Annotated in this window: 21 protein-coding genes and 1 tRNA gene; 6 read left to right on the plus strand and 16 right to left on the minus strand. The window is 66.8% G+C overall.

The features are described from left to right. Nucleotides 1–30: 30 nt before the first annotated feature. From ON45_RS22205 to ON45_RS09830, 7 genes are all read right to left on the minus strand, one after another. Nucleotides 31–1074 carry an anti-sigma factor gene (locus tag ON45_RS22205; RefSeq protein WP_083914714.1) on the minus strand — a complete coding sequence of 348 codons (1044 nt, stop codon included), beginning with the start codon at nucleotides 1072–1074 and terminating at the stop codon, nucleotides 31–33. A gap of 16 nt (nucleotides 1075–1090) precedes the next feature. Further along, nucleotides 1091–1164: transfer RNA gene (locus tag ON45_RS09805), tRNA-Arg, on the minus strand. A 51-nt stretch (nucleotides 1165–1215) separates the two neighbouring features. Beyond that, nucleotides 1216–2460 carry a competence/damage-inducible protein A gene (locus tag ON45_RS09810; RefSeq protein WP_040493507.1) on the minus strand — a complete coding sequence of 415 codons (1245 nt, stop codon included), beginning with the start codon at nucleotides 2458–2460 and terminating at the stop codon, nucleotides 1216–1218. Next, nucleotides 2457–3017: a CDP-diacylglycerol--glycerol-3-phosphate 3-phosphatidyltransferase gene (gene pgsA, locus ON45_RS09815; protein WP_051062827.1), complete on the minus strand. Its 561-nt coding sequence runs from the start codon at nucleotides 3015–3017 to the stop codon at nucleotides 2457–2459. The genes ON45_RS09810 and pgsA overlap by 4 nt, the downstream gene beginning before the upstream one ends. After that, on the minus strand, nucleotides 3017–4369 hold the full coding sequence (gene rimO / locus ON45_RS09820) for a 30S ribosomal protein S12 methylthiotransferase RimO (RefSeq protein WP_040493508.1): 1353 nt from the start codon (nucleotides 4367–4369) through the stop codon (nucleotides 3017–3019). Before rimO ends, pgsA begins: the two co-directional genes overlap by 1 nt. 76 nt (nucleotides 4370–4445) lie before the next feature. After that, on the minus strand, nucleotides 4446–6956 hold the full coding sequence (locus ON45_RS09825; RefSeq protein WP_051062828.1) for an FtsK/SpoIIIE family DNA translocase: 2511 nt from the start codon (nucleotides 6954–6956) through the stop codon (nucleotides 4446–4448). An 80-nt stretch (nucleotides 6957–7036) separates the two neighbouring features. Next, nucleotides 7037–7600, minus strand: a complete 564-nt coding sequence (locus ON45_RS09830; protein WP_040493509.1) for a hypothetical protein — start codon at nucleotides 7598–7600, stop codon at nucleotides 7037–7039. A gap of 69 nt (nucleotides 7601–7669) precedes the next feature. Between ON45_RS09830 and ON45_RS09835 the strand changes: the two genes are divergently transcribed. Next, nucleotides 7670–8119, plus strand: a complete 450-nt coding sequence (locus ON45_RS09835; protein WP_040493511.1) for a hypothetical protein — start codon at nucleotides 7670–7672, stop codon at nucleotides 8117–8119. A 1-nt stretch (nucleotide 8120) separates the two neighbouring features. Here the strand turns inward: ON45_RS09835 and ON45_RS09840 are convergent, their stop codons facing one another. The 4 genes from ON45_RS09840 to ON45_RS09855 all read right to left on the minus strand — a co-directional run bounded on the left by ON45_RS09840 (nucleotide 8121) and on the right by ON45_RS09855 (nucleotide 12908). Continuing rightward, nucleotides 8121–9869, minus strand: a complete 1749-nt coding sequence (locus tag ON45_RS09840; RefSeq protein WP_051062829.1) for a ribonuclease J — start codon at nucleotides 9867–9869, stop codon at nucleotides 8121–8123. Then, nucleotides 9862–10752 (minus strand): 4-hydroxy-tetrahydrodipicolinate synthase, encoded by an 891-nt coding sequence (gene dapA / locus ON45_RS09845; protein WP_040493512.1) that lies wholly within the window; start codon nucleotides 10750–10752, stop codon nucleotides 9862–9864. Before dapA ends, ON45_RS09840 begins: the two co-directional genes overlap by 8 nt. A 72-nt stretch (nucleotides 10753–10824) precedes the next feature. Beyond that, nucleotides 10825–11445, minus strand: a complete 621-nt coding sequence (locus tag ON45_RS09850) for a hypothetical protein (protein WP_040493513.1) — start codon at nucleotides 11443–11445, stop codon at nucleotides 10825–10827. 56 nt (nucleotides 11446–11501) lie between these two features. Further along, nucleotides 11502–12908, minus strand: coding sequence for an NAD-dependent malic enzyme (locus tag ON45_RS09855; protein WP_040493515.1), 1407 nt, complete (start codon nucleotides 12906–12908; stop codon nucleotides 11502–11504). Between the two features lie 167 nt (nucleotides 12909–13075). Between ON45_RS09855 and ON45_RS09860 the strand changes: the two genes are divergently transcribed. The 3 genes from ON45_RS09860 to ON45_RS09870 are packed head-to-tail and all read left to right on the plus strand — an operon-like array spanning nucleotide 13076 to nucleotide 15653. Next, the gene (locus ON45_RS09860) at nucleotides 13076–14047 is read left to right on the plus strand and encodes an ABC transporter substrate-binding protein (RefSeq protein WP_051062833.1); all 972 of its coding nucleotides are present in this window, start codon (nucleotides 13076–13078) and stop codon (nucleotides 14045–14047) included. Between the two features lies 1 nt (nucleotide 14048). Further along, on the plus strand, nucleotides 14049–14882 hold the full coding sequence (locus ON45_RS09865; protein WP_040493517.1) for an amino acid ABC transporter permease: 834 nt from the start codon (nucleotides 14049–14051) through the stop codon (nucleotides 14880–14882). An 18-nt stretch (nucleotides 14883–14900) separates the two neighbouring features. Then, the gene (locus ON45_RS09870; protein ID WP_040493519.1) at nucleotides 14901–15653 is read left to right on the plus strand and encodes an amino acid ABC transporter ATP-binding protein; all 753 of its coding nucleotides are present in this window, start codon (nucleotides 14901–14903) and stop codon (nucleotides 15651–15653) included. Between the two features lie 5 nt (nucleotides 15654–15658). On the opposite strand, the gene ON45_RS09875 is transcribed toward ON45_RS09870, so the two are convergent. The 3 genes from ON45_RS09875 to ON45_RS09885 all read right to left on the minus strand — a co-directional run bounded on the left by ON45_RS09875 (nucleotide 15659) and on the right by ON45_RS09885 (nucleotide 19135). Next, nucleotides 15659–16510, minus strand: a complete 852-nt coding sequence (locus ON45_RS09875; RefSeq protein WP_040493521.1) for a molybdopterin-dependent oxidoreductase — start codon at nucleotides 16508–16510, stop codon at nucleotides 15659–15661. Next, entirely contained in the window at nucleotides 16507–17367 is an 861-nt protein-coding gene (locus ON45_RS09880) for a cytochrome b/b6 domain-containing protein (protein ID WP_083914716.1), read from the minus strand. The genes ON45_RS09875 and ON45_RS09880 overlap by 4 nt, the downstream gene beginning before the upstream one ends. A 136-nt stretch (nucleotides 17368–17503) precedes the next feature. Further along, nucleotides 17504–19135, minus strand: a complete 1632-nt coding sequence (locus tag ON45_RS09885) for a long-chain fatty acid--CoA ligase (protein WP_040493522.1) — start codon at nucleotides 19133–19135, stop codon at nucleotides 17504–17506. Nucleotides 19136–19177: 42 nt separating this feature from the next. Between ON45_RS09885 and ON45_RS09890 the strand changes: the two genes are divergently transcribed. After that, nucleotides 19178–19858, plus strand: a complete 681-nt coding sequence (locus tag ON45_RS09890; protein WP_148288625.1) for a hypothetical protein — start codon at nucleotides 19178–19180, stop codon at nucleotides 19856–19858. Nucleotides 19859–19911: 53 nt separating this feature from the next. Beyond that, a complete protein-coding gene (gene tpx, locus ON45_RS09895) occupies nucleotides 19912–20406 on the plus strand; it encodes a thiol peroxidase (RefSeq protein ID WP_040493524.1) in 495 nt (164 codons plus the stop codon). Between the two features lie 101 nt (nucleotides 20407–20507). On the opposite strand, the gene ON45_RS09900 is transcribed toward tpx, so the two are convergent. Both ON45_RS09900 and dapB read right to left on the minus strand, forming a co-directional pair. Next, complete coding sequence (locus ON45_RS09900; protein WP_040493525.1) at nucleotides 20508–21797, minus strand: glycosyl hydrolase family 18 protein; 1290 nt, start codon at nucleotides 21795–21797, stop codon at nucleotides 20508–20510. Nucleotides 21798–21805: 8 nt separating this feature from the next. Continuing rightward, the gene (gene dapB, locus ON45_RS09905) at nucleotides 21806–22576 is read right to left on the minus strand and encodes a 4-hydroxy-tetrahydrodipicolinate reductase (RefSeq protein WP_040493526.1); all 771 of its coding nucleotides are present in this window, start codon (nucleotides 22574–22576) and stop codon (nucleotides 21806–21808) included. Nucleotides 22577–22621 lie beyond the last annotated feature (45 nt).

Consider the following 22621-nt stretch of genomic DNA (forward strand, 5'->3'; position numbering starts at 1 on the left):
CTCCGTGCGCGAACTGTTCACGAGAACGGGCTACGACGGCGGGAGATCGGATTTGAGGATGACGTCGCCCGCGTCATCGGGATCCGCCAGATCGCGGGCGAGCACCTCGAACCGAACGACGGCGTCGAGCGGCGCACCGGCCCACAGGGTCACGTCGATGCCTTCGAAGAACGTGCCCGCCGAGACCTCCGCACCGCTCGCCAGGACCAACCGGCCCTCGTAGAACGTGTCAGCGGCGCGGCGCGGAAGTGTCTCCGCCTGGAGGTCGATCTCGATCCCTGCGTCGCGTTCGGTGACCGTGATCTCGCCGCCCTCGACTTCGACGATCGCACCGGTCGGGACGAGCTGCGCCGTGAAGTTCGGTTGCTGCGGTGTTCCACTCGCTGCGCTCAACGCGACGATCGTGACGAACAGCACGACGAGGCCACCGACCAACCCGAACAGTGCCGGACGCATGAGCCGCGTGACGGTGGAACGATCGTCCGGGTCGACCGGCGCCGTCTCGTCGTCCTCGACGGTCTCTTCCACGCCGGTGTCGGGCTCGGCGATCGGATCGGGATGGATCGCGGCCAGGACCCGGTCCGCCAGGTCGGGATCCGCCTCGACCCACGCCTCGGGGTTCGACAGTGCGGAGAGAACGTCCTCGGTGTCACCGATGTGCGCCAGGCGGCGCCGCAGCCGCAGCTCGTGACGAGAGAGGTCCTCGTCGAGGTCATCGCCCCCATCGAGGTGATGCGATCGCAGCCGGGGTCGAACGGCGTCGTCGACCGACGAGGTCGCCATGGCGAGCATCCACCGTCGCTCTTCCACCGAGCCGACGTTGTCCGCGACGATCTGCGAGAGCCACGACCCGAAGTCCTCGTCGGGAGCGATGGGCTGCCGGTGCGCACGGACGAACACCTCGAACGCGGCGTCGCCGGCCCGTTCACGACCCACCGTCGGCGTGACGACGGCGGTCACCGCCGAACCGTATCGACCGATCAACGAACGGACCGCTTCCTCGTCACCGTCGTGGAACCGCTCCGCGAGTGCGGTGTCGTCGGCGATGAGAGACGCCGGGCGGAACTCCTGCACACCACGATCGTAGGGGCGCCCTCGGCAGGATTCGAACCTGCGACCGAGTGATTAGAAGTCACTTGCTCTATCCAGCTGAGCTACGAGGGCAAGGTCGAAATCGTATCGACTGGGTCGTGACGTGCCGGTGACCCGTTGGCGTCAGCTCTCCGCAAGATGCTTGCGCAACAGGTCGAGCGAGTTGATCACGGCGAACTGGCGCATCTGCTCGCGTTGACCGGGAAGTCGCAGCTCGCGCGCCTCGTCGAAACCGGGGCCCACCAGTCCGACGAACAGGGTGCCCACCGGCTGCCCGTCCTGTTCGTCGGGCCCGGCCACACCGGTGAGCGACACGGCGACATCAGCACCGAGCCGATCACGTGCACCCGCTGCCATCTGTCTTGCAGCTTCGGTGCTGACGACAGGTCCCGGTTCGACACCGAGGATCTCCTGCTTCACCTCCGTCGCGTAGCTCACGATCGATCCGCGGAAGACGTCACTCGCGCCGGCGATGCCGGTCAACCGAGCTCCGACCAGTCCTCCGGTCACCGATTCGGCCAGTCCGAGTGTCAGCCCGCGGGAACGACACAGGTCGAGCACGACCGATTCCATCGTGTCGTCGCCGGTCCCGAAGATCAGGTCGCCGAGTTCGGAACGGATGCGAGCTTCCCACGGATCCAGCGCAGCCTCGGCCTCCCGAGCGGTCGCCGCTCTCGTCGTGAGTCGAACCTTCAGGCCCTCCCACCCCGAGGCGAGAAACGCCAGCGTCGGCGTGTCGGGCCCCTCCAACTCGTCGATCAGGTCGTCGAGGCGCTCGTTCAGCCCACTCTCGGACTCGCCCCACGTCCGCAGCACCCGGCTGACGATCACACCGTCCACTCCGCTCCGGCGGCGCAGATCGGGAAGGATCGCCCGGTGGATCATGTCACGCATCTCGTGCGGGACGCCCGGCACGGCGTACACGACCTTGCCCGTCGATCCGTCGATCGGGCAGATCAACCCCGGTGCCGTTCCGCGTGTCTGCTCGATCACGGTTGCGCCGACCGGGACCATCGCCTGGCGCAGATTGTTCTCCGACATCCGCCGGCCGCGGGACTCGAACATCTTCCTGATCCGTTGTGCGACGTCGTCGTCGAGCACGAGCTCGGCATTCATCACCGCGGCGATCGCTTCCCGGGTGAGATCGTCGTGGGTGGGGCCAAGCCCACCGCACATGATCACGGCGTCGCAGTCGTCGAGCAGCCGCCGCAGCTGTGTCTCGATGCGGCCGACGTTGTCCCCGACCTTGACCTGCACGAGTGAATCGACGCCGTGCGCCGCCAACTCACCACCGATCCATGCCGAGTTCGAATCGATGATCTGGCCGAGCAACAGCTCGGTGCCCACAGCGAGGACGGCGACGTTCACGACACCGGCGCGACGATGTCGACCGGCTCGTACTGCGTCGCGTGCCACAGGTACTGCGCCCCACTGACCAGCGCCAGCACGAGGCCGACCCACAGCAACACGGTCCAGGTCCACGTCGCCGCCAGTGCGGTCGGCGGGAACAGCGCGAACGCCACCGAGAACTGCTGAACGACCGTCTTGTACTTGCCCAGCCTGCTCGCTGGCACGCTGATCCCCCGGCCGCTCTTCACGATCCGATACGCGCTGATCGTCAGCTCCCGCGCCGCGATGACCGCAACCGGGACCCACGGGAACACGTCGTGGGCAACGAGGGTGAACATCGCGCCCAGCACGAGCACTTTGTCGGCCAGCGGGTCGAGGAACGCGCCCACCGCGGTCGGGCCCCGACGGCGTGCGATGTAGCCGTCGATGCCATCGCTCGAGCAGAGGACGAACCAGAGGAAGAACGCCCACCAGGACCCGGTGCCGTCCTCGGGGATCGCGAGGAACACCAGCGGTGCGAGCAGGATCCGCATGGCGGTGATCGCGTTCGCCCAGCTGTTCAGCGACTGGACCATCAGTCGACTCCGTCTCCATCGGCGGCTCCGTCGTCCGCCGTCACGTCGGCACCAGCCGCCACCAGGTCCGGACCGAGTGCATCGACGATTCGCACGCTGGCGAAGTCGCCCACGACCAGGTCGGGAGCGACGTGGACGATTCCATCGATCTCCGGAGCTTCACGGTGACTGCGCCCCACGCCCGTCGCATCGACCAGCACCTCGACATCATGGCCGATCAACTCGTCCCGACGGGACGCGGTGATCTCGTCCTGCAACTCGCGGAGCTCGGCGAGGCGTTCGTTCATGAGGCCGGCATCGACGTGCTGGTCGAGGCCGGCGGCGTAGGTGCCGTCCTCGTTGCTGTACGAGAAGAACCCACACCAGTCGAGCTGGGCGCGTTCGACGAAGTCGAGCAGCTGGTCGTGGTCCTCCTCGGTCTCGCCGGGATAGCCGACGATGAAGTTGCTCCGGAACGCGGCATCGGGTTCGCGTTCGCGGATGTCCGCGATGCGATCGAGGAAGCGCTGCCCGTCTCCCCAGCGCCGCATCCGCCTCAGCAGCGGTTTGGACACGTGCTGCAGCGACAGGTCGAAGTACGGCACACCGCTCCGACACACCGAATCGATCAGTGCGTCGGTCAGGTCGCTCGGGTAGAGGTAGAGCAGTCGGACGCGGTCGACGGCATCGGCGACGGCGTCGACGAGCGGCACGATCGATCCGGCGCCCAGTTCCTCCGGCCGATCCTTGCCGTAGGAGGCGAGATCCTGCGCCACGAGCACGATCTCGCGCGCGCCGGTCTCGTCGACCTCGGTCAGGATCGAGGCGACGTCACGACTGCGCTGCGGCCCCCGGAAGCTGGGAATCGCGCAGAACCCGCACGAGCGATCACATCCCTCTGCGATCTTGACGTACGCCCACGGCACCGTCGACTTCGGACGGGGCAGGTTCAACAGGTCGAACTCGGGCAGCGGCGTGGACGACACCGGAATCAGCTTGCGGGCCGGCTCGACACCCGATGGGACCTCGGTCCCGTCCCGTTCGGCCGGGGCCAGGTTGAACGCCTGCCCGAATCCGGCCACCTGGTCGACCTCGGGCAGGGCTTCGGCCAGCTCGGAGCCGTAGCGCTCCGCCATGCATCCGGTGACCACGAGGCGACTGTCGGACCCGCGCTGCTCGTCGAGCGCCAGGATCGTGTCGATCGACTCCTGACGCGCCTCGCCGATGAACGCGCACGTGTTGACGACGACGAGGTCGGCCGCGGCGGCGTCCTCGGTCGCCTGCATCCCGTCGGCCACGAGCGCGCCGACGAGTTTGTCGGAGTCGACGTCGTTCTTGGGACAGCCGAGCGTTTCGACGTAGAAGCGCTGCACACGAGCACGCTATCGCTCACACGCCACCCCGAATCGGGACAGCAGCTCCGAGCCGCAGCTCAGGCGGTGAGATCGATCAGAGCTGGCCGCTCTGCTGGAGCAGTTCGAACTCCTCGACGGTCATCAACACCGCCCGCGCCTTCGAGCCCTCGCTCGGGCCCACCACACCGCGTTGTTCGAGCAGGTCCATGATCCGACCCGCACGCGCGAAGCCGACCTTCAGTTTGCGTTGCAGCATCGACGTGGATCCGAGCTGACTCCGTACGACCAGCTCCATCGCCTGCTTCATCATCGCGGTGTCCTCGTCCTCCTCACCTGCCGAGAAGGCGTTCGCATCGGAGGTGACGTCGAGTGGCGCTCCACCCATCGAGGGCGACGGAGGCGTGAGCGCCGGTGAACTCATGGCGGAGGGCGGCGACGCGCCGTCTCCGCCGTCCTCGATCTCGGCGGACGTGACGACCTCGGGCGCTTGCGCCTTCCAGTGCGACACGACCTCACGCACTTCTTCCTCCGTGATGAACGCGCCCTGGATGCGGTTCGCCACCGACGAGTTGCCCGGCAGCAGGAGCATGTCGCCCTTGCCGACGAGCTTGTCGGCTCCGGGCTGGTCGAGGATCACCCGCGAGTCGGTCAACGAGGACACGGCGAACGCCATGCGTGCCGGAATGTTCGCCTTGATGACGCCGGTGATCACGTTGACCGACGGACGCTGCGTGGCGACGATCAAGTGGATTCCGACCGCACGCGCCTTCTGCGCGATCCGGGTGATCGATTCCTCGACGTCACGGGCGGCGACCATCATCAGGTCGTTGAGCTCGTCGACCACCACGACGATGTAGGGCATGTGCTCGTAGACGGGTGGCCCGTCGGGATCGGTGCCGGGCGGATCCTCGATCTTGCCCGCGGCGAACCCGCGGTTGTAGCCGCCGATGTCCCGGTAGCCGACTTCGGACAGCACGTCGTAGCGACGCTCCATCTCCTTGACGGCCCAACCCAAGGCGTTCGCCGCCTTCTTCGGGTTCGTGACCGGCTGCGTGAGAAGGTGTGGAAGCCGCGCGTACTGGCCCATCTCGACCTGCTTCGGGTCGATCAGGATCAGGCGGACGTCGTCGGGCGTGGTGCGCATCAACAGCGACGTGATGATGCAGTTGATCCCGCTCGACTTGCCCGCTCCGGTGGCACCTGCGATGAGCATGTGCGGGGTCGCAGCGAGATCGAGCATCACGGTCTTGCCCGCGATGTCCTTGCCGACCGCCACTTCGAGCGGGTTGGTGGCCTTTACGGCCTCGGGTGACGTGAGCAGGTCGCCCAATGCGACCAGCTGACGTTGATGGTTCGGTACCTCGACGCCGATCGCCGACCGACCCGGGATCGGGGCGAGGATCCGGACATCGGTCGCCGCCATCGCGTAGGCGATGTCCTTCTGCAGATTCGTGACCTTCGAGACCTTGACGCCGAGCCCGAGTTCGAGTTCGTAGCGGGTGACCGTGGGACCGACCGTCATGCCGATGAGTTCGGTCTCGACGTTGTGCGACGCGAGAGACTCCTGGAGCGTCAGGCCACGCTGCTCGATCGCCTTCCGGTCGACCTTCTGCACTCCGGGCTGGAGCAGCAGCTTCATCGACGGCAACGTCCAGTCACCGACCGCCGCCCCGTCGCCGGTGGCGGCCTTGCCGGCCGAACCGGTGCTCATCTTCGGCGACCGCTTGCGCTTGGGCTTCACCCCAGGAGGGGCGTCGCCGTCGGACTCGAAGTCGTACAGGCTGGGCGACCCGGTCGGAGGCGGCAGGGCTTCGCCGGTCACCGGCGCCGTCCCGTCGAGGTCCTCCTGGTCGAACACCGTCGTCGCATCGAGTTGAGTGCTGTCGTCACGGTCACTGGACAGCGTGGTGATGTTGTCCAGCCCTGATCTCGCTGCCCGACCGAGCGGGCGCACCATCGAATTGAGGAATCCGCCCGTCTGCTCGGCCATGGTGCGCAGCGAGGTCTGCGTGATGACGGTCAGGCTGGCCACGATCGCGACGACCAGCAGCAGCACCGCTCCCGCCGTACCGATGCCGCCCGCAAGCGGATCGGCGAGCGCTCCGATCCAACCGCCCCACTCGCTGTACCGGTCGTAGCCCTCCGCAGCCGGATCGCGACGGATCAGATGAACCAAACCGAGCGTTGCAATCGTGATGACCGCCCAAGCGATGGCCACCCGGACCGGGCTTGCGGAACGGCCCCGGCGAACGAACGCCACGCCGACCAGGCCGAGCACGATCGGAATCACGAACCGACCCAGTCCGACGACCCAACCGACGGCGGTTTCGACTCCCCGGCCGATCGGACCGGCCAGGTCGAGATAGATGGCCAGTGCCAGGAGTACGGCCGCACCGATGAGTCCGAGGCCGACCAGCTCGTCGTTCCGGTGATGGGACGAGCCCTCGTCGGCGTCGCGATCGATCTGTTCGGGCGTGGCGTCACGTAGCGCACCTCGGCCCGACGAGCGGGATGTCCGCGCCGACTTGGAGGCCGGATCGACGCGCGTCGACCGCTTGCCGGACGACTTGGACGACTTCTTCCCGGATGGGCCCCACGTGTTCATGACGTGATCACCGTACCAATCGGCTGTGACACAAAGGCGGAGCCCGGGGCCATTCGCCGACCGGTCGGCGCACCGGCCCGCTACACGGGATCGACGGAAAACACCTGGCCATCGGCACCGACGACCACATCGAGGAATCCCCCGCCCGGCGACGTCACCGCGACCACGTACGTCGCCCCCACGCCGTCTCCGTACACGCTGATCGCGTCGACCTCGGAGTCCGGCAGTTCCGCACCGACCCCGCTCGTCACGGCCTCCGGGTCGAAGTCGACGTCGTCCCGACCGAACGTCTCTCCCGAGGCGCCCTCCTGCTTCGGCGCCGGCGGCTGAAGAGCACCGTCGACGTAGGCGTACGCAACGGCCGCTGTGGCGTCGTCCACGGCGACGAAGACATTCGTGAACTGGTCGTTCGCGGTGACTTCGAAGTACTCCTGGCCCTTCCCGAGTTCGTCCTCGACCGCGTCGATCGCCGCGGACACGTCGAACACGAACGCCGGAGCGGTGCTCTCCCCCGCGGCCGGTGTCGTGACCACCGGATCACCCTCGGACGGATCGCCGTCGGCGGACCCTCCGCAGGCGGCCACCAGGAGCGGCAACGCCACAACCGCGATCAGCCGGCGCCGTGTCACATCCACCGCGAACATGCGGCCGAACGGTATCGCCGCCGCTTGCGCTCACCGTCTCGACACCGATGGCGAGATACCCTGCCGTCCGTGCCTGCCATCACCTCGGCGAATCGGCGATCAGTGATCGCGGCCGGAGCGCTGGTCCTGTGGGTGCTCGTGCTCATCTTCGGATGGGCGATCCAACCGATCGAGGACACGGTCCCCGTCGAGGTCGATCCGGCGAGCGAGCTGGCCGCGATCCTGGCCGAACGCCCGGACCTGACTCCACCCGATGCGGTCCGCGCCCAGCTCGTCCATTGCAATTCGCTCTTCGCGAACGATGCTCGCGATTTCGCGGAGCCACTGCCGGAACTCCCGCCCGAGTACGTCTATGCCCGCACGCCGTGCATCGGGCCGCACAACGGCGCACGTGTCGCCGCCGCGGTCAACGTCGTCGCCGTGATCGCGCTCGTCGTCGGTTGGGTCATGATCTCACGGCGGTTCCGACTCGAAGCCGAACCGGAGACGAAATCCACGTCGCCGACTCCCGTCGGCTGACTCAGGCTTCCATGACGACGGGGACGATCATCGGACGCCGCTTGGTGCGGTCGCTGACGAATTTCCCGGTCGCCTTGCGCGCCTGACGCTCGAGCTGCTCCACGTCACGGACGCCGTCGGCGAGCGCCTTCTCGAGCGACGTTGCGACCGTGTCGCACGCCTCGTCCAACAGATCCTCGGCTTCGGGCGCGTACACCCATCCACGCGTGATGATCTCCGGGTCGACGAGCACCTTGCCGGTCTGCATGTCGACGGTCGACACGACGACCACGACCCCCTCTTCGGCGAGCTTGCGCCGATCGCGCAGCACGCCGTTGCCGACATCGCCCACGATGCCATCCACGTAGAGGTAGCCCGACGGCACCCGTCCGACCGGCGACAGACCCTCGGCGTCGAGTTCGAGCACGTCACCGTCCTCGCACTGGATGATGTGATCGCCGCGTACGCCCATCAGCTCCCCGAGCTTGGCATTGGCGACCATGTGACGGTACTCGCCGTGGATCGGAACGAACCACTCCGGGTTCACGATCGAGAGGTAGGTCTTGATGTCGTCGGCCTGGGCGTGACCCGTCGCGTGCACGTCCATCACGCCCGAGTGGACGACCTCGGCGCCGAGGCGCAGGAGGCCATCGATCACCTTGTTGACGTTGCCCTCGTTGCCGGGAATGGCGTGGCTGGAGAGCACGACCGTGTCCGTGTCGTTGAGCTTCAGCCAGCGGTTCTCACCGCGTGCCATCAGGCCGAGCGCGGACATCGGCTCACCCTGCGAACCGGTCGAGATGATGCAGATCTCGCCCGGGTCGTATCGTCCGATCTCCTCGATGTCGATCAAGGACGACTCGGGGATCCGGAACACGCCGAGGTCGAGACCGAGCCGGATGTTCTTCTTCATGCTCAGTCCGAGCGTGGCGACCTTGCGGCCTTCTTCGACCGCGGCGTCGGCGATCTGCTGGATGCGGTGGATGTGGCTGGCGAAGCTCGCCGTGATGATCCGCCGACCCCGCTGCTGCGCGAAGAGGCTCCGGAGCACTCCCCCGACGTTCGTCTCGCTCGGTGCGTAGCCGGGCTCCTCGGCGTTCGTCGAGTCGCTCATGAGGAGACGAATGCCGTGGTTCTTGGCGATCTGTCCGATGCGGGCGAGGTCGGCACGCCGCTCGTCGACCGGGGTCAGGTCGATCTTGAAGTCACCCGAGTGGAGCACCACGCCCTGTGCGGTGTGGACGGCGATCGCGTGGGCATGGGGGACGGAGTGCGTGACGGGGATGAACTCCACGAGCAGCGAGCCGATGTCGATCTGTTCGCCGTCACGGACCGGGCGCATGTCGATCTTGGGCATCAGGCCCGCTTCCTCGATCCGGTTGCGGGCGAGTCCGAGCGCGAGCGCGGAGCCGTACACCGGCAACGGTTCGTCGCGCAGTCCGCCGATCCCGTCGCCATCACGCATCAGGTACTGGATCGCACCGATGTGGTCCTCGTGCCCGTGGGTCAGCACGATCGCCTGGATCCGCTGCGCGTTCTCCTTCAGGTACGTGAAGTCGGGAAGGATCAGGTCGATCCCGTGCATGTTGGCGTCCGGGAACATCAACCCGCAGTCGATGAGCACCATCGTCCGGTCGGGGTCGTCGGCCGCACCCTGTTCGACGACCATGCAGTTCCGGCCGATCTCACCGAGCCCCCCGAGGAACACGATGCGCACCGGCACCTTCGGGTCGAGCTTCGCCGTGAGCGGCTGCTTGGAATGTTCAGCCACGTGAGGCCACCAATCGGTCGTAGACCCCGCGGGCCTGGTCGTCGAGGTCGGCGGGTGCCGGCCCCATCGGAAGTCGGGCCTGACCCACCGCGTGCCCGAGCGTGCGCAGCATCGCCTTGGCCGGAAGCGGATTGGGGACCGCGTCGCTCGTCTCGAACTGGAAGCTCTCGAGCTGCCGGACGTTGTGGGCCCGCGCGCCGGCGGTGTCTCCCGCCTCCCACGCGTCGAACATCTGCACGTGATCGGGAGAACACCAGTGCGTCGCCACACCGATCGCCCCGACCGCGCCGACCGCGAGCAACGGCAACGTCATCGGATCGTCTCCGGAGTACACCTCGAACGCCGGTGGGGTCGCCGCGTTGACGAGGGCGGTCTGGCCCGGGTCGCCCGCCGCGTCCTTGACTCCGACGATGTTGGACACCTCGGTGCCGAGCGCGACGAGCGTGGCCGTGTCGATCTTGCGGCCCGTGCGCTTGGGGATGTCGTAGAGCAGCACCGGGAGCGACGTGTTCGCCGCGATCGCACGGAAGTGGGCGTCGAGTCCGGCCTGGGAGGGCCGGTTGTAGAACGGACACACCGCGAGGATGCCCGCGACGCCGAGCTTGCCGGCCTCCACCGTGAGCCCGATGTCCTGACGGGTGTTCGAACCCGTCGTTCCGGCGATGATCGGCACGGTGACGGCGTTCGACAGTGTTTCGAACAGGGTCAGCTTCTCGTCGATCGACAGGGTGGCGGACTCACCGGTGGTTCCGGCGACGACCAACCCTTCATTTCCCTGCTCGACGAGCCACTTCGCCAGAGTGACGGCGGCATCCACATCGAGCGCTTCGTCGGCGTCGAACGGTGTGATCATGGCCGTCAGCACTCGACCGAACCGCGCCATCAGCTGACCGCTACTTCTCGTTCATTCACGCCTCAGAACCTAGGTCATGATCGGGCGGATGGCGCGCTCAGATCAGAACGACCCTTCGGCGGACCGGTCGATGCCCTGAGTCAGGATGAGGTCCTCGTGCAGTTCCATCCACGCGTCGTGATAGCTCCCGCACATCACGCCCGTGAACATGGTCGTCTCACCCTGCTGGACTCGACCGAGGACCGCGTCGAGGCGGCGCAGGTACGGCCCCAGCCGCTCGATCGCCTCGCCCATCTCGCCGACGACGGGCTCGGCGTCGGCGTGCATTGCCGTCAGTCGCTCGATCACTTCACGGTCGTAGGCGGCGTCGGTGTGATCGTTCGGCTCGCCGTCACGCAGCTGCCAGGCGCCGCAGAGCTCCTTGAACTGGGTGTTCAGGTCGATGAACTGCGTGTAGGCCCCCGAGAGCGCCGCCTCGAGGTCGAGACCCTCCAGGTCGGCGGCCAGGTGTTCGCCGTGGGCGTTGCGACCTTCCGGAGTGAGCTGCCAGAGCTCGCGGTTCTCACGGAACTGGACGTGACCGTCCGACGAGAACCCGCCGAGGTGATCGGCGACGTGATCCGGATCGTGCTCGGTCATCTCCGCCAGCGTCTTCGTCGTGGCGAACCCCTTGATGCGCAGAGCGTGGAAGGTGCGGAAGTGCGGAGTCGAGCGATGTCCCATGTCCCCGACATTCTGACCGATTCCGGCCCCACGGCGCGAAGTCGGAGGGTGTCGCTCTAGCTCAGTCGGCTGACACCGTCGGCGATCGCTGCGGCGGCGACCGCTTTGGCGACGCGCATCGACACCGAGCGGTCGAACACCGACGGCATGATGTTCGTCTCGGTCAGTTCCTCGTCGGACACCGACTGCGCGATCGCTTCGGCCGCCGCAAGCTTCATCGCCTCGGTGATGTCACTCGCACGCGCGTCGAGCGCACCGCGGAAGATGCCGGGGAACGCCAGCACGTTGTTGATCTGGTTCGGGTAGTCGCTGCGACCCGTCCCCATCACCCGCACGAGGTCGCCCACCAGCTCCGGCCGGATCTCCGGGTCGGGGTTGGCCATCGCGAACACGATCGGATCGTCGTTCATCGCGCGGATGTCGTCGACGGTCAGCACATCGGGCGCACTGACGCCGATGAACACGTCGGTCCCGGCCATCACATCGCTGAGCGCACCCTGCTTGTTCTCGGGATTGGTGTTCTCGGCGAACCACTGCTTCCACGCGTTCAGGCCGTCGCGGCCGTTGTAGACCGCGCCCTTGCTGTCGACGCCGACGATGTCGGTCGCTCCCGCGCCGAGCAGAATCTTGCCGATCGCGACACCCGCCGCACCGACCCCCGAGATCACGATCGACAGATCCTCCATCTTCTTGCCCGTGATGCGGAGCGCATTCTCGACCGCGGCCAAGGTGACGACCGCCGTGCCGTGCTGGTCGTCGTGGAACACCGGGATGTCGAGCGCCTTCTTGAGCGCCTCTTCGACCTGGAACGCACCGGGCGCCGCGATGTCCTCGAGGTTGATCCCGCCGAAGGTCGGCGCGAGACGGATCACGGTTTCGATGATCTCCTCGGGGCTCGACACGTCGATGCACACCGGGAACGCGTCGACCCCGGCGAACTCCTTGAAGAGCAGGGCCTTGCCCTCCATCACGGGCATCGCACCCTTCGGTCCGATGTCGCCGAGGCCGAGCACGGCGGTCCCGTCGGACACGATCGCCACCGTGTTCTTGCGAATCGTGTACTCGTCGGCGAGCGTTTCGTCGGCCGCGATCGCCTTGCAGACCCTGGCCACGCCGGGGGTGTACGCCATCGACAGGTCGTCCTGGTCGGCGACCGGAGCCAGCGAGAGCACCTCGATCTTGCCGCCCTCGTGCATCCGGAACGTGCGGTCGTGCCACTCCTCGAGCGTCACCCCGTCGACCGCCTCCACCGCGAGAACCACCAGGTTCTGGTGCTCGACGCTGCTGCAGTTCACGACGATGTCCCGTTCGAGCTCGCGGCCCTTCGCCACGAATCCCTCGATCGCGAAGATGTTGCCGCCGGCTTCGCCGATCGCCGAACACAGCCGCCCGAGCACTCCGGGGACGTTGTCCAAGGTGACGTCGAGGGTGATCGAATACTGCGTGGCCGGAGGCGTCGACATGGTGCGGACGTTACTGGGCGAGCGCACGAATCACCTGAGCCGTTCCGCGGCCACCTGCCACCGACCGAGAATGTCCATCGCCGGCCACCGACGGTCACTTTCACCGCGAGGCGAGCGACGACGACCAGTACGCTCGCCCCAGCGTGAACACAGACAAGGAGACGTCCATGCGACCCCAACCAAGCCAACTGCTCCCCGCGATCCTCGTCGGATCGCTCGTCCTCGCCGCGTGCGGGAGTGACGACGATTCGAGTGCCGACGAGGAGTCTGCGGACACCGCCGCGGAGACCGCGGACACCGCCGCCGAGGAAACGGCCGACACCGCCGCCGAGGAGACCGCGGACACGACTGCCGACACCGCCGCGGAGGGCGACGGTGCCAGCGCTGACGAGGCCTGCTCGAACACGATCGAGGACGGCGTGCTGACCGTGGCGACCGGCGAACCCGCGTTCTTCCCGTGGGTGATCGACGACGACCCGACGACCGGCGAAGGCTTCGAAGCCGCCGTTGCGTACGCCGTCGCGGCCGAGATGGGCTACGAAGGCGACGCCGTCGAGTGGACCCGCACCACGTTCGACGGTGCGATCCAGCCAGGGGCGAAGGACTTCGACGTCAACCTCCAGCAGTTCTCCATCACCGACGAACGCAGCGAGACCATCGACTTCTCGCTCCCCTACTACACCAGCAACCAGGCGATCGTCGCCCTCGAAGGCTCCGCCGCCGAGGGTGCCACCTCGATCGCCGACCTGCAGGACGTCAAGTTCGGCGCCCAGGCCGGAACCACGAGCCTCGAATTCATCAACGACGTGATCCAGCCGAGCCAGGAAGCGTTCGTGTACGACGACAACGTCGGAGCGAAGGCCGCTCTCGACGCGAACCAGATCGACGCCGCCGTGTTCGACCTGCCCACCGCGTTGTACGTCTCGGCCGTCGAGATCGAGGGCAGTTCCGTCATCGGTCAGTTCCCGGCCGAGTCCGGTGGTACCACCGATCAGTTCGGCATGGTGCTGGAGAAGGACAGCGCCCTCACCCCGTGCGTGGACGCCGCGATCCAGGCGATCACCGACGATGGCACGCTCGACGCACTGACGCAGGAATGGCTGTCGGACACCACCGGCGCCCCGGTCATCGCGGAGTGAGGTGAGCCCTCAGACGCGACGCGAAGCCTATGAGCGTCGGCAGCGACGCCGTTCGCTCCTGATCGCGTCCGCGAGCACGGTGATCGTCGTCGCGGCGGTCATCGTGCTCGTGCCGCGGGCACCGCGCTGGGACCGCGTCAAGACCTCGTTCTTCAACCGCGACATCTTCGTCGACACCTTCCCGGGCCTGCTGCGCGCGTTCTGGCTCGACGTGCAGATCTTCCTGTGGTCACTGCCGTTGATCTTCGTGCTGTCGCTGGCCATCGCGATCGCGCGCAACACCCGCTCGCCGGCCTTCTTCCCGCTCCGCGCGTTCGCCGTCATCTACACCGACGTGTTCCGCGGCGTGCCGGTGATCCTGACGATCTTCCTGATCGGATTCGGCGTGCCCGGACTGTTCGACTCGCGAACCTGGAGCAATCCGTTGATCTGGGGCACCGTTGCGCTGGTGCTGTCGTACAGCGCCTACGTGTCCGAGGAGATCCGGGCCGGGATCGAGGGGGTCCACGAGAGTCAACGCGCGGCGGCCCGATCGCTGGGGATGAGCAGCCGTCAGACGATGTCGACCGTCGTGCTGCCCCAAGCGCTTCGCCGGATCGTTCCTCCGATGATGAACAGCATCGTCTCGCTCCAGAAGGACGTCGCGCTGATCAGCCTCATCGGACCGGTCGAGATCTTGCGTCAGGCCGGCATCGACAAGGCCAAGTTCGCCAACTTCACTCCCTACGTCGGGGCCGCCGTGATCTTTCTCGCGTTGACGATCCCGATGACGCGCGTGGCCGACTACCTGCTGGCCCGAGAACGCAAGCGGACCGGCGCCACCGTCGTTGCATGATCGAGACATGAGCAGCGCATGACCGACCAGCACAAGCTCCGACTCCAGTCCGTCCGCAAGGCGTTCGGCGACAACGTCGTCCTCGACGGCATCGACCTCGATGTCGATGACGGCGAGGTCATCACCCTCATCGGCGCGTCAGGCTCCGGGAAGTCGACGCTGTTGCGCTGCGCGAATCTGCTGGAACCGATCGACGACGGCGCGATCATCCTCGATGGCGTCGACATCTCCGAGCCCGGTCTCGACGCCGATGGGATCCGCCGACGGATCGGCATGATCTTCCAGAGTTTCAACCTCTTCCCACACATGAGCGTGGTCGACAACGTCGCCATCGGCCCACGCAAGGTGCTCGACGTCCCGAAGGCACTGGCGCGGGACCGCGCCCGGGAGATGCTCGTCCGGCTCGGTCTCGAGGATCGCATCGATGCGTATCCCGATCAGCTGTCGGGTGGCCAGCAACAGCGAGTCGCCATCGCGAGGTCGCTCGCGATGGGACCCGAGGTGATGCTGCTCGACGAGATCACGTCCGCGCTCGATCCCGAACTCGTCGGGGAGGTGCTCGCCGTGGTGCGTTCGCTGAAGGACGAGGGCATGACGATGCTGTTCGCCACTCACGAGATGGGGTTCGCGCGCGACATCAGCGACCGCGTCTGCTTCCTGCACGCAGGACAGATCCTCGAGGAGGGCCCGCCCGAGCAGGTGTTCGGCGCCCCGGTGAACGAGCGGACGCAGCGGTTCCTGCAGCGCGTCACCGACGCCGGCCGCCTCTGACACCGTCAGAAGCTGGAGTGGAGGTCGTAGCCGCGTTCGGTCCAGTAGTCGGTGGGCCGATCGTCGGTGAACTCGATCGATCCCACTCGTTTGATCTGCTTGATCCCGTACTTGAACGGCGTGACCAGCCGGATCGGTGACCCGTGCCCGGCCGTCAACGGTTCGCCGTTGAGCTCCCAGGCGAGCAACGTCTGTGCGTGACGCATCGTGTAGTTCTCGATCGCCGAGCTGTACTCACGGCGTACGTCGTTGCCGGGCGGTGTCCGCAGCACCGACCACTCGGCCGACAGCTCATCGGCGGCATACCGTTCGAGGACATCCGACAAGCGGACGCCGGTCCAGTGCACGATGTTCGACCACCCTTCGATGCACTTGTGCTCCCACACCATGTCGTGCACCTCGAAGTCCGACTTGACGGCAGCGAGCGGGATCGGGTCCAACGTGGACCCGTTGCGGGAGGTCACCTCGATCTCCCACGTCTCGGCCTCGGACTCCGAGACCTCGATGAAGTCGCCGTCGCCGTCCTCGAGACCGTGGCGACCGTTGACGCGGATCTCCTCGCGATCGTCGACCGAGAACGTCCGCGCCCGCGCACCATCACGTTCCAGCGTGCTCCACACGGACTCGTTCCAGTCGAAACCCGCCCGCAGGATGCGAGGGATGTTCTCGTCCTCCTCCATGTTCTGCACCTGACGGAAGCCGAGATATCCCGCGACACCGAGCCCGGCGAACGAGAGGAAGGCGCGCCGAGACCGCTTCGTGTACTCCTCCTTCGAGATGATCTCGCCATCGTCGGTCTGCTCGCGTAGTCGCCGCTCGCGCTCGGCCTCCTCCGCGTTGCGTGCGTCGCCCGTCATGACTCGCTCCCATCGGAACTCGCGTCGTCGGCATCGGGGACGCCGTCTGCAGTCGTGGAGTCGGAACCGGCCGACTCCACCGTGCCGTCGGGGCCGAACGCCGCAGCCGGCGCCACCTCGGGATCGTCGCGTCGGCCGAGGCGGTATCCCGTGATGATCGAGGCGAAGTTGGCCCAGCCGGCGCGCGCGACCTGCACGATGTGGACGAAGAAGAACAGCAGCAGCAGGATCGTGCACGAGAAATGGACGAACCGGGCGACGTCGTATCCGCCGAACGCCGCTTCCAGCCACGAGAGCTGCCCCGATCGATAGATGGCGAAGCCACTCAGCACCAGAATCGCCGAGATCAGGATCACCAGCGTGTAGGTGATCTGCTGGGCGGGGTTGTACTTGCCCTGAACCGGCTTGTCCTTGCGGAGATGCAGGTCGTGGGCGACGGTCTTGCGTGCGTCGCGCAGGCTCTGGACGTCGGGAACGATGTGCCTCCACTCTCCGCGTCGCGCCAGGTAGAGCACGTACGCGACGCCGTTGAGCACGAAGAACCAGCCGAAGTTGAGGTGGAAGGCGATCCCCGCCGCGAGCTTCCGCTCGAACTGCAGGGCGCTGTTGACGCCATCCGGCCAGAACTCGAAGATCTGCCAGCCTGCGATGCCGAACACGTACGGATCCTGGAGGTCGGCCCAGTAGATCCGCATGCCGCTGTACATCATGATCATCAGCAGCGGGAAGTTCAGCCAGTGCATCCACCGCAACGCGAGCGAGTGCTTCTTCTTCGCAACGATCTCGTGGCCGGATCCACCGAGGTCCGCTGTCGTGTCAGCCGAGTCGGTCTCGGCAGGTTCGGCGGTCGTGCTCATGTCCCGAGTGTCACACGCATGCCGGCAACCGTGCGTGAGGGTGCCAGGTGTTTGGCAGCCGTTTTCGATTTCGATTCAGCGTGGTTCCCGAATCGCGCCCGACGAACGAGCGTCGGTGACACGGGATCCCCCGAGATCACTGCATCAACGTGTCGTTGTGCGCCTCGCGCAGGGTCTTCTTCGAGAACTTGCCGACGCTCGTCTTGGGCACCTCATCGATCCAGATGACACCCTTCGGGAGCTGCCACTTCGCCACCTTTCCCTCGAGGAACTCGATGATCGATTCCTCGCTCGGCTCCTCGCCGGGAACCCGGACGACGCAGGCGAGCGCAGCTTCTCCCCACTTGGGATGCGGCACTCCGATCACGGCCGCCTCGACAACCTGCGGGTGGGCCATGATCTCGTTCTCGAGTTCGACCGAGCTGATCCACTCACCGCCGCTCTTGATGAGGTCCTTGGTGCGGTCCACGAGTCGGATCCGTCCGCGTTCGTCGACCGCTGCGACGTCGCCGGTCTTCAGCCAGCCGTCGTCGGTGAAGCTCTCCTTGCTGCGCGCGTCGTCGTAGTAGTCGGCGGCGATCCAGTTGCCACGGCACTGCAGTTCGCCGCTCGACTCGCCGTCCCACGGGATCGACTCCATCGTCTCGGGGTCGACCACCCGGGCTTCGACGCCGAACGAGATGCGACCCACCTGGGTCCGCAGATCGGCCTGTTCCTCGACGGACAGCTCGGTCTGGTCGCCGTCGAGCCGGCACACCGACGCGATCGGGCTGGTCTCGGTCATCCCCCACGCCTGGAGGATCGGGAGGCCGAGTTGTTCGCGGTAGCCCTCGGACAGCGACTTCGGAACCGCCGACCCACCGCACGGGATCTCACGCAGTGCCGAGGTGTCACGCCCCTCGAGTTCGGGGAGCACCGCCATCCAGATCGTCGGAACGCCGGCAGCGACCGTGACCTTCTCGTCGACGACCAGGTTCGCGATCGCGGGACCGGACAGGTCGGGTCCCGGCATCACCAGCGACGCTCCGGTCGCGACCGCCGCATGGGCGAGGCCCCACGCGTTGGCGTGGAACATCGGCACCACCGGCAGGATCACGTCGGTCTCGCGGGCGCCGAGGCTGTCGGCCATCATCGCCCCCATCGTGTGCAGGTAGGTCGAGCGATGGCTGTACACCACACCCTTCGGGTTGCCGGTCGTGCCGCTCGTGTAACACATGCTCGCGGCCTGGTTCTCGTCGGTGATCTCGGGCCACTCGATCGGTTCCGCCGCGGCGAGCAACTCCTCGTAGTCGTGCACCTGCACGCCACCGTCGGCGAGCCCGTCGGGAATCTCACCCTTGCCGTCGTCCATGATCACCAGGTGCCGCAGCCGCTCGAACGTCGGCATCAGCGGAGCGAGCAGGCCGAGCAGCGACTTGTCGGCGAAGATCACCTCGTCGTCGGCATGATTGACGATGTAGGTCAGCTGCTCCGGGAAGAGCCGGATGTTGAGCGTGTGGAGGACGCGGCCCGAACACGGAGCAGCGAAGTACAGCTCCAGGTGTCGGGCGGTGTTCCACGCGAACGTCGCGACCCGCCCGTCGGCCGTGATCCCGAGTGTGTCGAGCACGCTGCCGAGGCGACGCGTCCGCGCCGCCCAGTCGGCGTAGGTCGTTCGCTCCAGCCCGTCCCCGGTTGCGGTGACGATCGGTTTGTGACCGAAGTACTGCTCGGCCCGGCCGAACAAGTGCGTGATCGTGAGTGGAATGTCTTGCATCAACCCCTGCATGGCCGCCGAACGTAGCGCATCTCGCGTTACCGTCGAATGCTCGTGAGCGACCCCGGCCCCGAACTTCCCGACCCCGTGGGGCCGCCCGTGTCGACCGCACCCGTCGCCGACCGGCATCAGCCGCCGCGGTGGGCCCCATTGACGCTGCTGGCGTTCTTCGTCCTGCTGATCGGCACGAATCTCGCGAACGCCATGTGGGCCACGCTCGTCGACAACGAAACGCCCAATCCCGACCTGCTGCTCGTGCTGTCGTCGCGCAACCGGTACCTCGCCGGAGCACTCGGCGCCGGAATCTCGATCCCGGCGTTCGTGCTGATCGCGTGTGCTCGGATCTCGGCCGCGTTCATCGTGTGTCACCTGATCGGACGTGCCTACTCCCACCAGGCGACCGGGTGGTTCAAGAAGTACCTCGGTTTCACCGACGAAACGGAGGTGGCGTTCGACCGCGGCTTCGAGAAGGCCGAGTGGGCGCTGATCCCGTTCTTCGCCGGGTCGAACATCGTGGCCGTACTCACCGGAGTCCGTCAGACGCCGCCGATCAAGCTCGGGGTGCTCTTGGCCATCGGGATCGCCGGCCGCCTGCTTCTGATCTGGTGGCTCGCCCGGTTCTTCGAGGACCAGCTCGACGCCGTGCTCGACTTCACGACCCGCTACCAGTGGTGGGTGCTCGGGATCTCGATCCTGAGCGTCGTGCTGATCAACCTGCGCAACCTGCGGCGCTGAATGCGTTCCCTCTGCGTTGGCGGCGTGCGCCGCCGGGGTCGTAGGGTGCGGGGATGGCTGAAGTCACTCTGGGGGGCAACCCCGTCAACACGTCCGGCGATCTCCCCGAGGTCGGCGGCTCCGCTCCCTCGTTCACCCTGGTCGGCAACGACCTCGGTGAAGTGGCGAGTTCGAGCTTCGAGGGCAAGAACCTGATCCTGAACATCTTCCCCTCGGTCGACACACCCACCTGTGCCACCAGTGTCCGCACGTTCAACGAACGTGCGGCCGGACTCGACAACACCACCGTGCTCTGCGTGTCGGCAGACCTGCCGTTCGCGCAGGGTCGTTTCTGCGGCGCCGAGGGCATCGAGAACGTGTCGACGGCTTCCACGTTCCGCTCCTCGTTCGGTGATGACTTCGGCGTGACGCTGACCGACGGCGCACTCGCCGGCGTGCTCGCCCGAGCGGTCGTCGTCGTGGGGCCCGACGGTTCGGTGAAGCACACCGAGCTGGTCTCCGAGATCGCGCAGGAACCCGACTACGACGCCGCCCTCGGCGCGCTGTAATCACATCCGGGGTGCCGCGGTTCGGTTGACCCGTTCCGTTCGTGTGACCGAAAGCGACAACGGACGCGGATTCGGTCACACGAACGGCCGGATGACGACGCTCAGCTGTCGACCACGGATGCGAGTTCGGTCCACACCTGTTCGTCGTCGAACCCGAATGCCCAGAGCGACGCTCCACCCAGCGCCTCGTCGACCGCGATCTGCATCCGCAGTCGGGCTCCCGACGCGTCGACGTAGTGGACGGTGCGACTCTGGACGCACGTGGTCTCGCCGTCGGTGAACTCGATCGCGTAGTCGAACGTCGACTCACCGGTCACGGGGTCGAAGATCGGGACGCCCGAGCGCCGCGCGACCAGATCGTCGATCGTGCGCAGGTTGGTCGATGTGACCCCGTCCAGTTCGGTGCCCTCGGGGCAGTCCCCCGACACGCCGGTCGGCCAGTTCCGTCCGTAGATCGGCACCCCGAGCACGACCTGTTCGGCCGGGACTCCCGCCTCCAGCGCGCCGTCGACCGACCGCTGGACGAAGTCGAGCGGGGCGATCGGACCCGGCTCACCGACGGAGAAGTCGTAGGCCATGATCCGGATCCGATCCACGTGGGCAGCGATCGCGCCATGGTCATAGACCCAGAAGCCGCTGTTCGACGTCCTGCCATCGTCGTAGACCGGTGGGATGCTGACCGTCAACGTGCGCCCGGATGCATGGAGTTCGTCACCGAGTTGCTCGACGAACGCCACCCAGTTCGGTCGGGTGGTCGCCCAGGTGTCGGAACCATCAGCGAACGCGAACTGTTCGTAGTCGAGGTCGATTCCGTCGAAGTCGCCCTCCTCGGCGAACTCCAGGATGGCCTCGACATGACGAGTCCGGGTGTCGGAATCGGCGAGGATCGCGGCCATCTCCCCGGCCGGCAGCGCATCGACGATCGACGGCACGACCTCGGCGCCCGAGGACCGGAGCAGCTCCATGAACTCGTCCGCCGTTGCCACGTCGACGTTCGGGTCGAGGCCGATCGCTTCGACCCCCGTCGCGCCGTACCAGAACGGTGAGATGTCGCGCATCTCCCCCACCCGGTCCATCCGTGATTCGGTGACGTCGTCGAGCGTCCAGTACGGCATCCACGCGTCCAGCGGAATCGGGTTGTCGCTCGTCGGCTCATCGTCCGGTCCGCTGATCACGATGCCCGCCACGATGGTGACGGCGATCAGGGCGACCGCAGCGAGCAGCGCTCCACGAGAGGGTCCGAACCGCCGCCAGGGAGAGGAGTCTGCTCCGGCCGCAGGTGGCGCAGCGTGGTCGGCCGACCCGGCGTCGTGCGTGTCGGCGCCGGTGTCGCCCTGAGTGGGGACGAGCAGCGGATCACCGGTCGGCGTGGCGTCGGCAGTGTCGTCCACGGATGAGTTCAGTCGAGGAACGGATCGAGGCTGAGCGTCAGACCGGGGTGCTCGGCGATCGTCCGGCACGCGAGCACGACACCGGGCATGAAACTCGACCGGTCGTAGCTGTCCTGGCGGATCGTGATCGTCTGGCCCTCCGCTCCGAGGATGACCTCCTGATGCGCCACCATGCCGTGCATTCGCACCGCGTGAGCACGGATGTTGCGCGGGCCGGCCCCTCCCCGGGCGCCGGGATAGACCTCGTGCTGCGTCGGATCGTCGCGGAAGTCGGTCTCGCGTGCGGCGGCCATCCGCTCGATCGTCTTCACGGCCGTTCCCGACGGGGCGTCGACCTTGCGGGTGTGGTGCAGTTCGATCACCTCGGCGGTGTCGAACCACGGTGCGGCCATCTCGGCGAATCGCATCATCAGAACCGCGGAGATCGCGAAGTTCGGAGCGATCAGGCAGTGGGGCGCACCGTTGCCCGTGAACGCGGACTCGAACGTGGCGAGGTCGTCATCGCCGAAGCCCGTGGTGCCGACGACCGCGTGGATCCCGTGCTCTGCCAGCCACGGCAACGTGGTTCGAGCCGCGGCGGCGACGGTGAAGTCGACCACGACGTCGCACTCGGCTGCGGTGAATTCGTCGAGCCGGGTTGCGAGTTCGACACCCTCGATCGTCTCGCCGTCCGATTCACGATCGACGGCGGCGACGAAAACGAGATCGGGGTCAGCGGCGACCGCAGCACAGACGGTTCGACCCATCTGTCCGGCAGCGCCGTTGACCCCGACTCTCATGTGATTGCCATCCTCCCAGAAATGTCAGTTGGCGCCTGGCACCAA

It is taken from the genome of Ilumatobacter nonamiensis YM16-303, assembly GCF_000350145.1.
Lineage (GTDB): Bacteria > Actinomycetota > Acidimicrobiia > Acidimicrobiales > Ilumatobacteraceae > Ilumatobacter_A > Ilumatobacter_A nonamiensis.

Bases quoted from the DNA above. Each gene is read 5' to 3' on its own strand.
- pgsA (WP_051062827.1), bottom strand. From the start codon at position 3,017: ATGGTCCAGTCGCTGAACAGCTGGGCGAACGCGATCACCGCCATGCGG.
- ON45_RS09825 (WP_051062828.1), bottom strand. From the start codon at position 6,956: ATGAACACGTGGGGCCCATCCGGGAAGAAGTCGTCCAAGTCGTCCGGC.
- ON45_RS09830 (WP_040493509.1), bottom strand. From the start codon at position 7,600: ATGTTCGCGGTGGATGTGACACGGCGCCGGCTGATCGCGGTTGTGGCG.
- dapA (WP_040493512.1), bottom strand. From the start codon at position 10,752: ATGGCGCGGTTCGGTCGAGTGCTGACGGCCATGATCACACCGTTCGAC.
- ON45_RS09850 (WP_040493513.1), bottom strand. From the start codon at position 11,445: ATGGGACATCGCTCGACTCCGCACTTCCGCACCTTCCACGCTCTGCGC.
- ON45_RS09855 (WP_040493515.1), bottom strand. From the start codon at position 12,908: ATGTCGACGCCTCCGGCCACGCAGTATTCGATCACCCTCGACGTCACC.
- ON45_RS09860 (WP_051062833.1), top strand. From the start codon at position 13,076: ATGCGACCCCAACCAAGCCAACTGCTCCCCGCGATCCTCGTCGGATCG.
- ON45_RS09870 (WP_040493519.1), top strand. From the start codon at position 14,901: ATGACCGACCAGCACAAGCTCCGACTCCAGTCCGTCCGCAAGGCGTTC.
- ON45_RS09875 (WP_040493521.1), bottom strand. From the start codon at position 16,510: ATGACGGGCGACGCACGCAACGCGGAGGAGGCCGAGCGCGAGCGGCGA.
- ON45_RS09880 (WP_083914716.1), bottom strand. From the start codon at position 17,367: ATGAGCACGACCGCCGAACCTGCCGAGACCGACTCGGCTGACACGACA.
- ON45_RS09885 (WP_040493522.1), bottom strand. From the start codon at position 19,135: ATGCAGGGGTTGATGCAAGACATTCCACTCACGATCACGCACTTGTTC.
- tpx (WP_040493524.1), top strand. From the start codon at position 19,912: ATGGCTGAAGTCACTCTGGGGGGCAACCCCGTCAACACGTCCGGCGAT.
- dapB (WP_040493526.1), bottom strand. From the start codon at position 22,576: ATGAGAGTCGGGGTCAACGGCGCTGCCGGACAGATGGGTCGAACCGTC.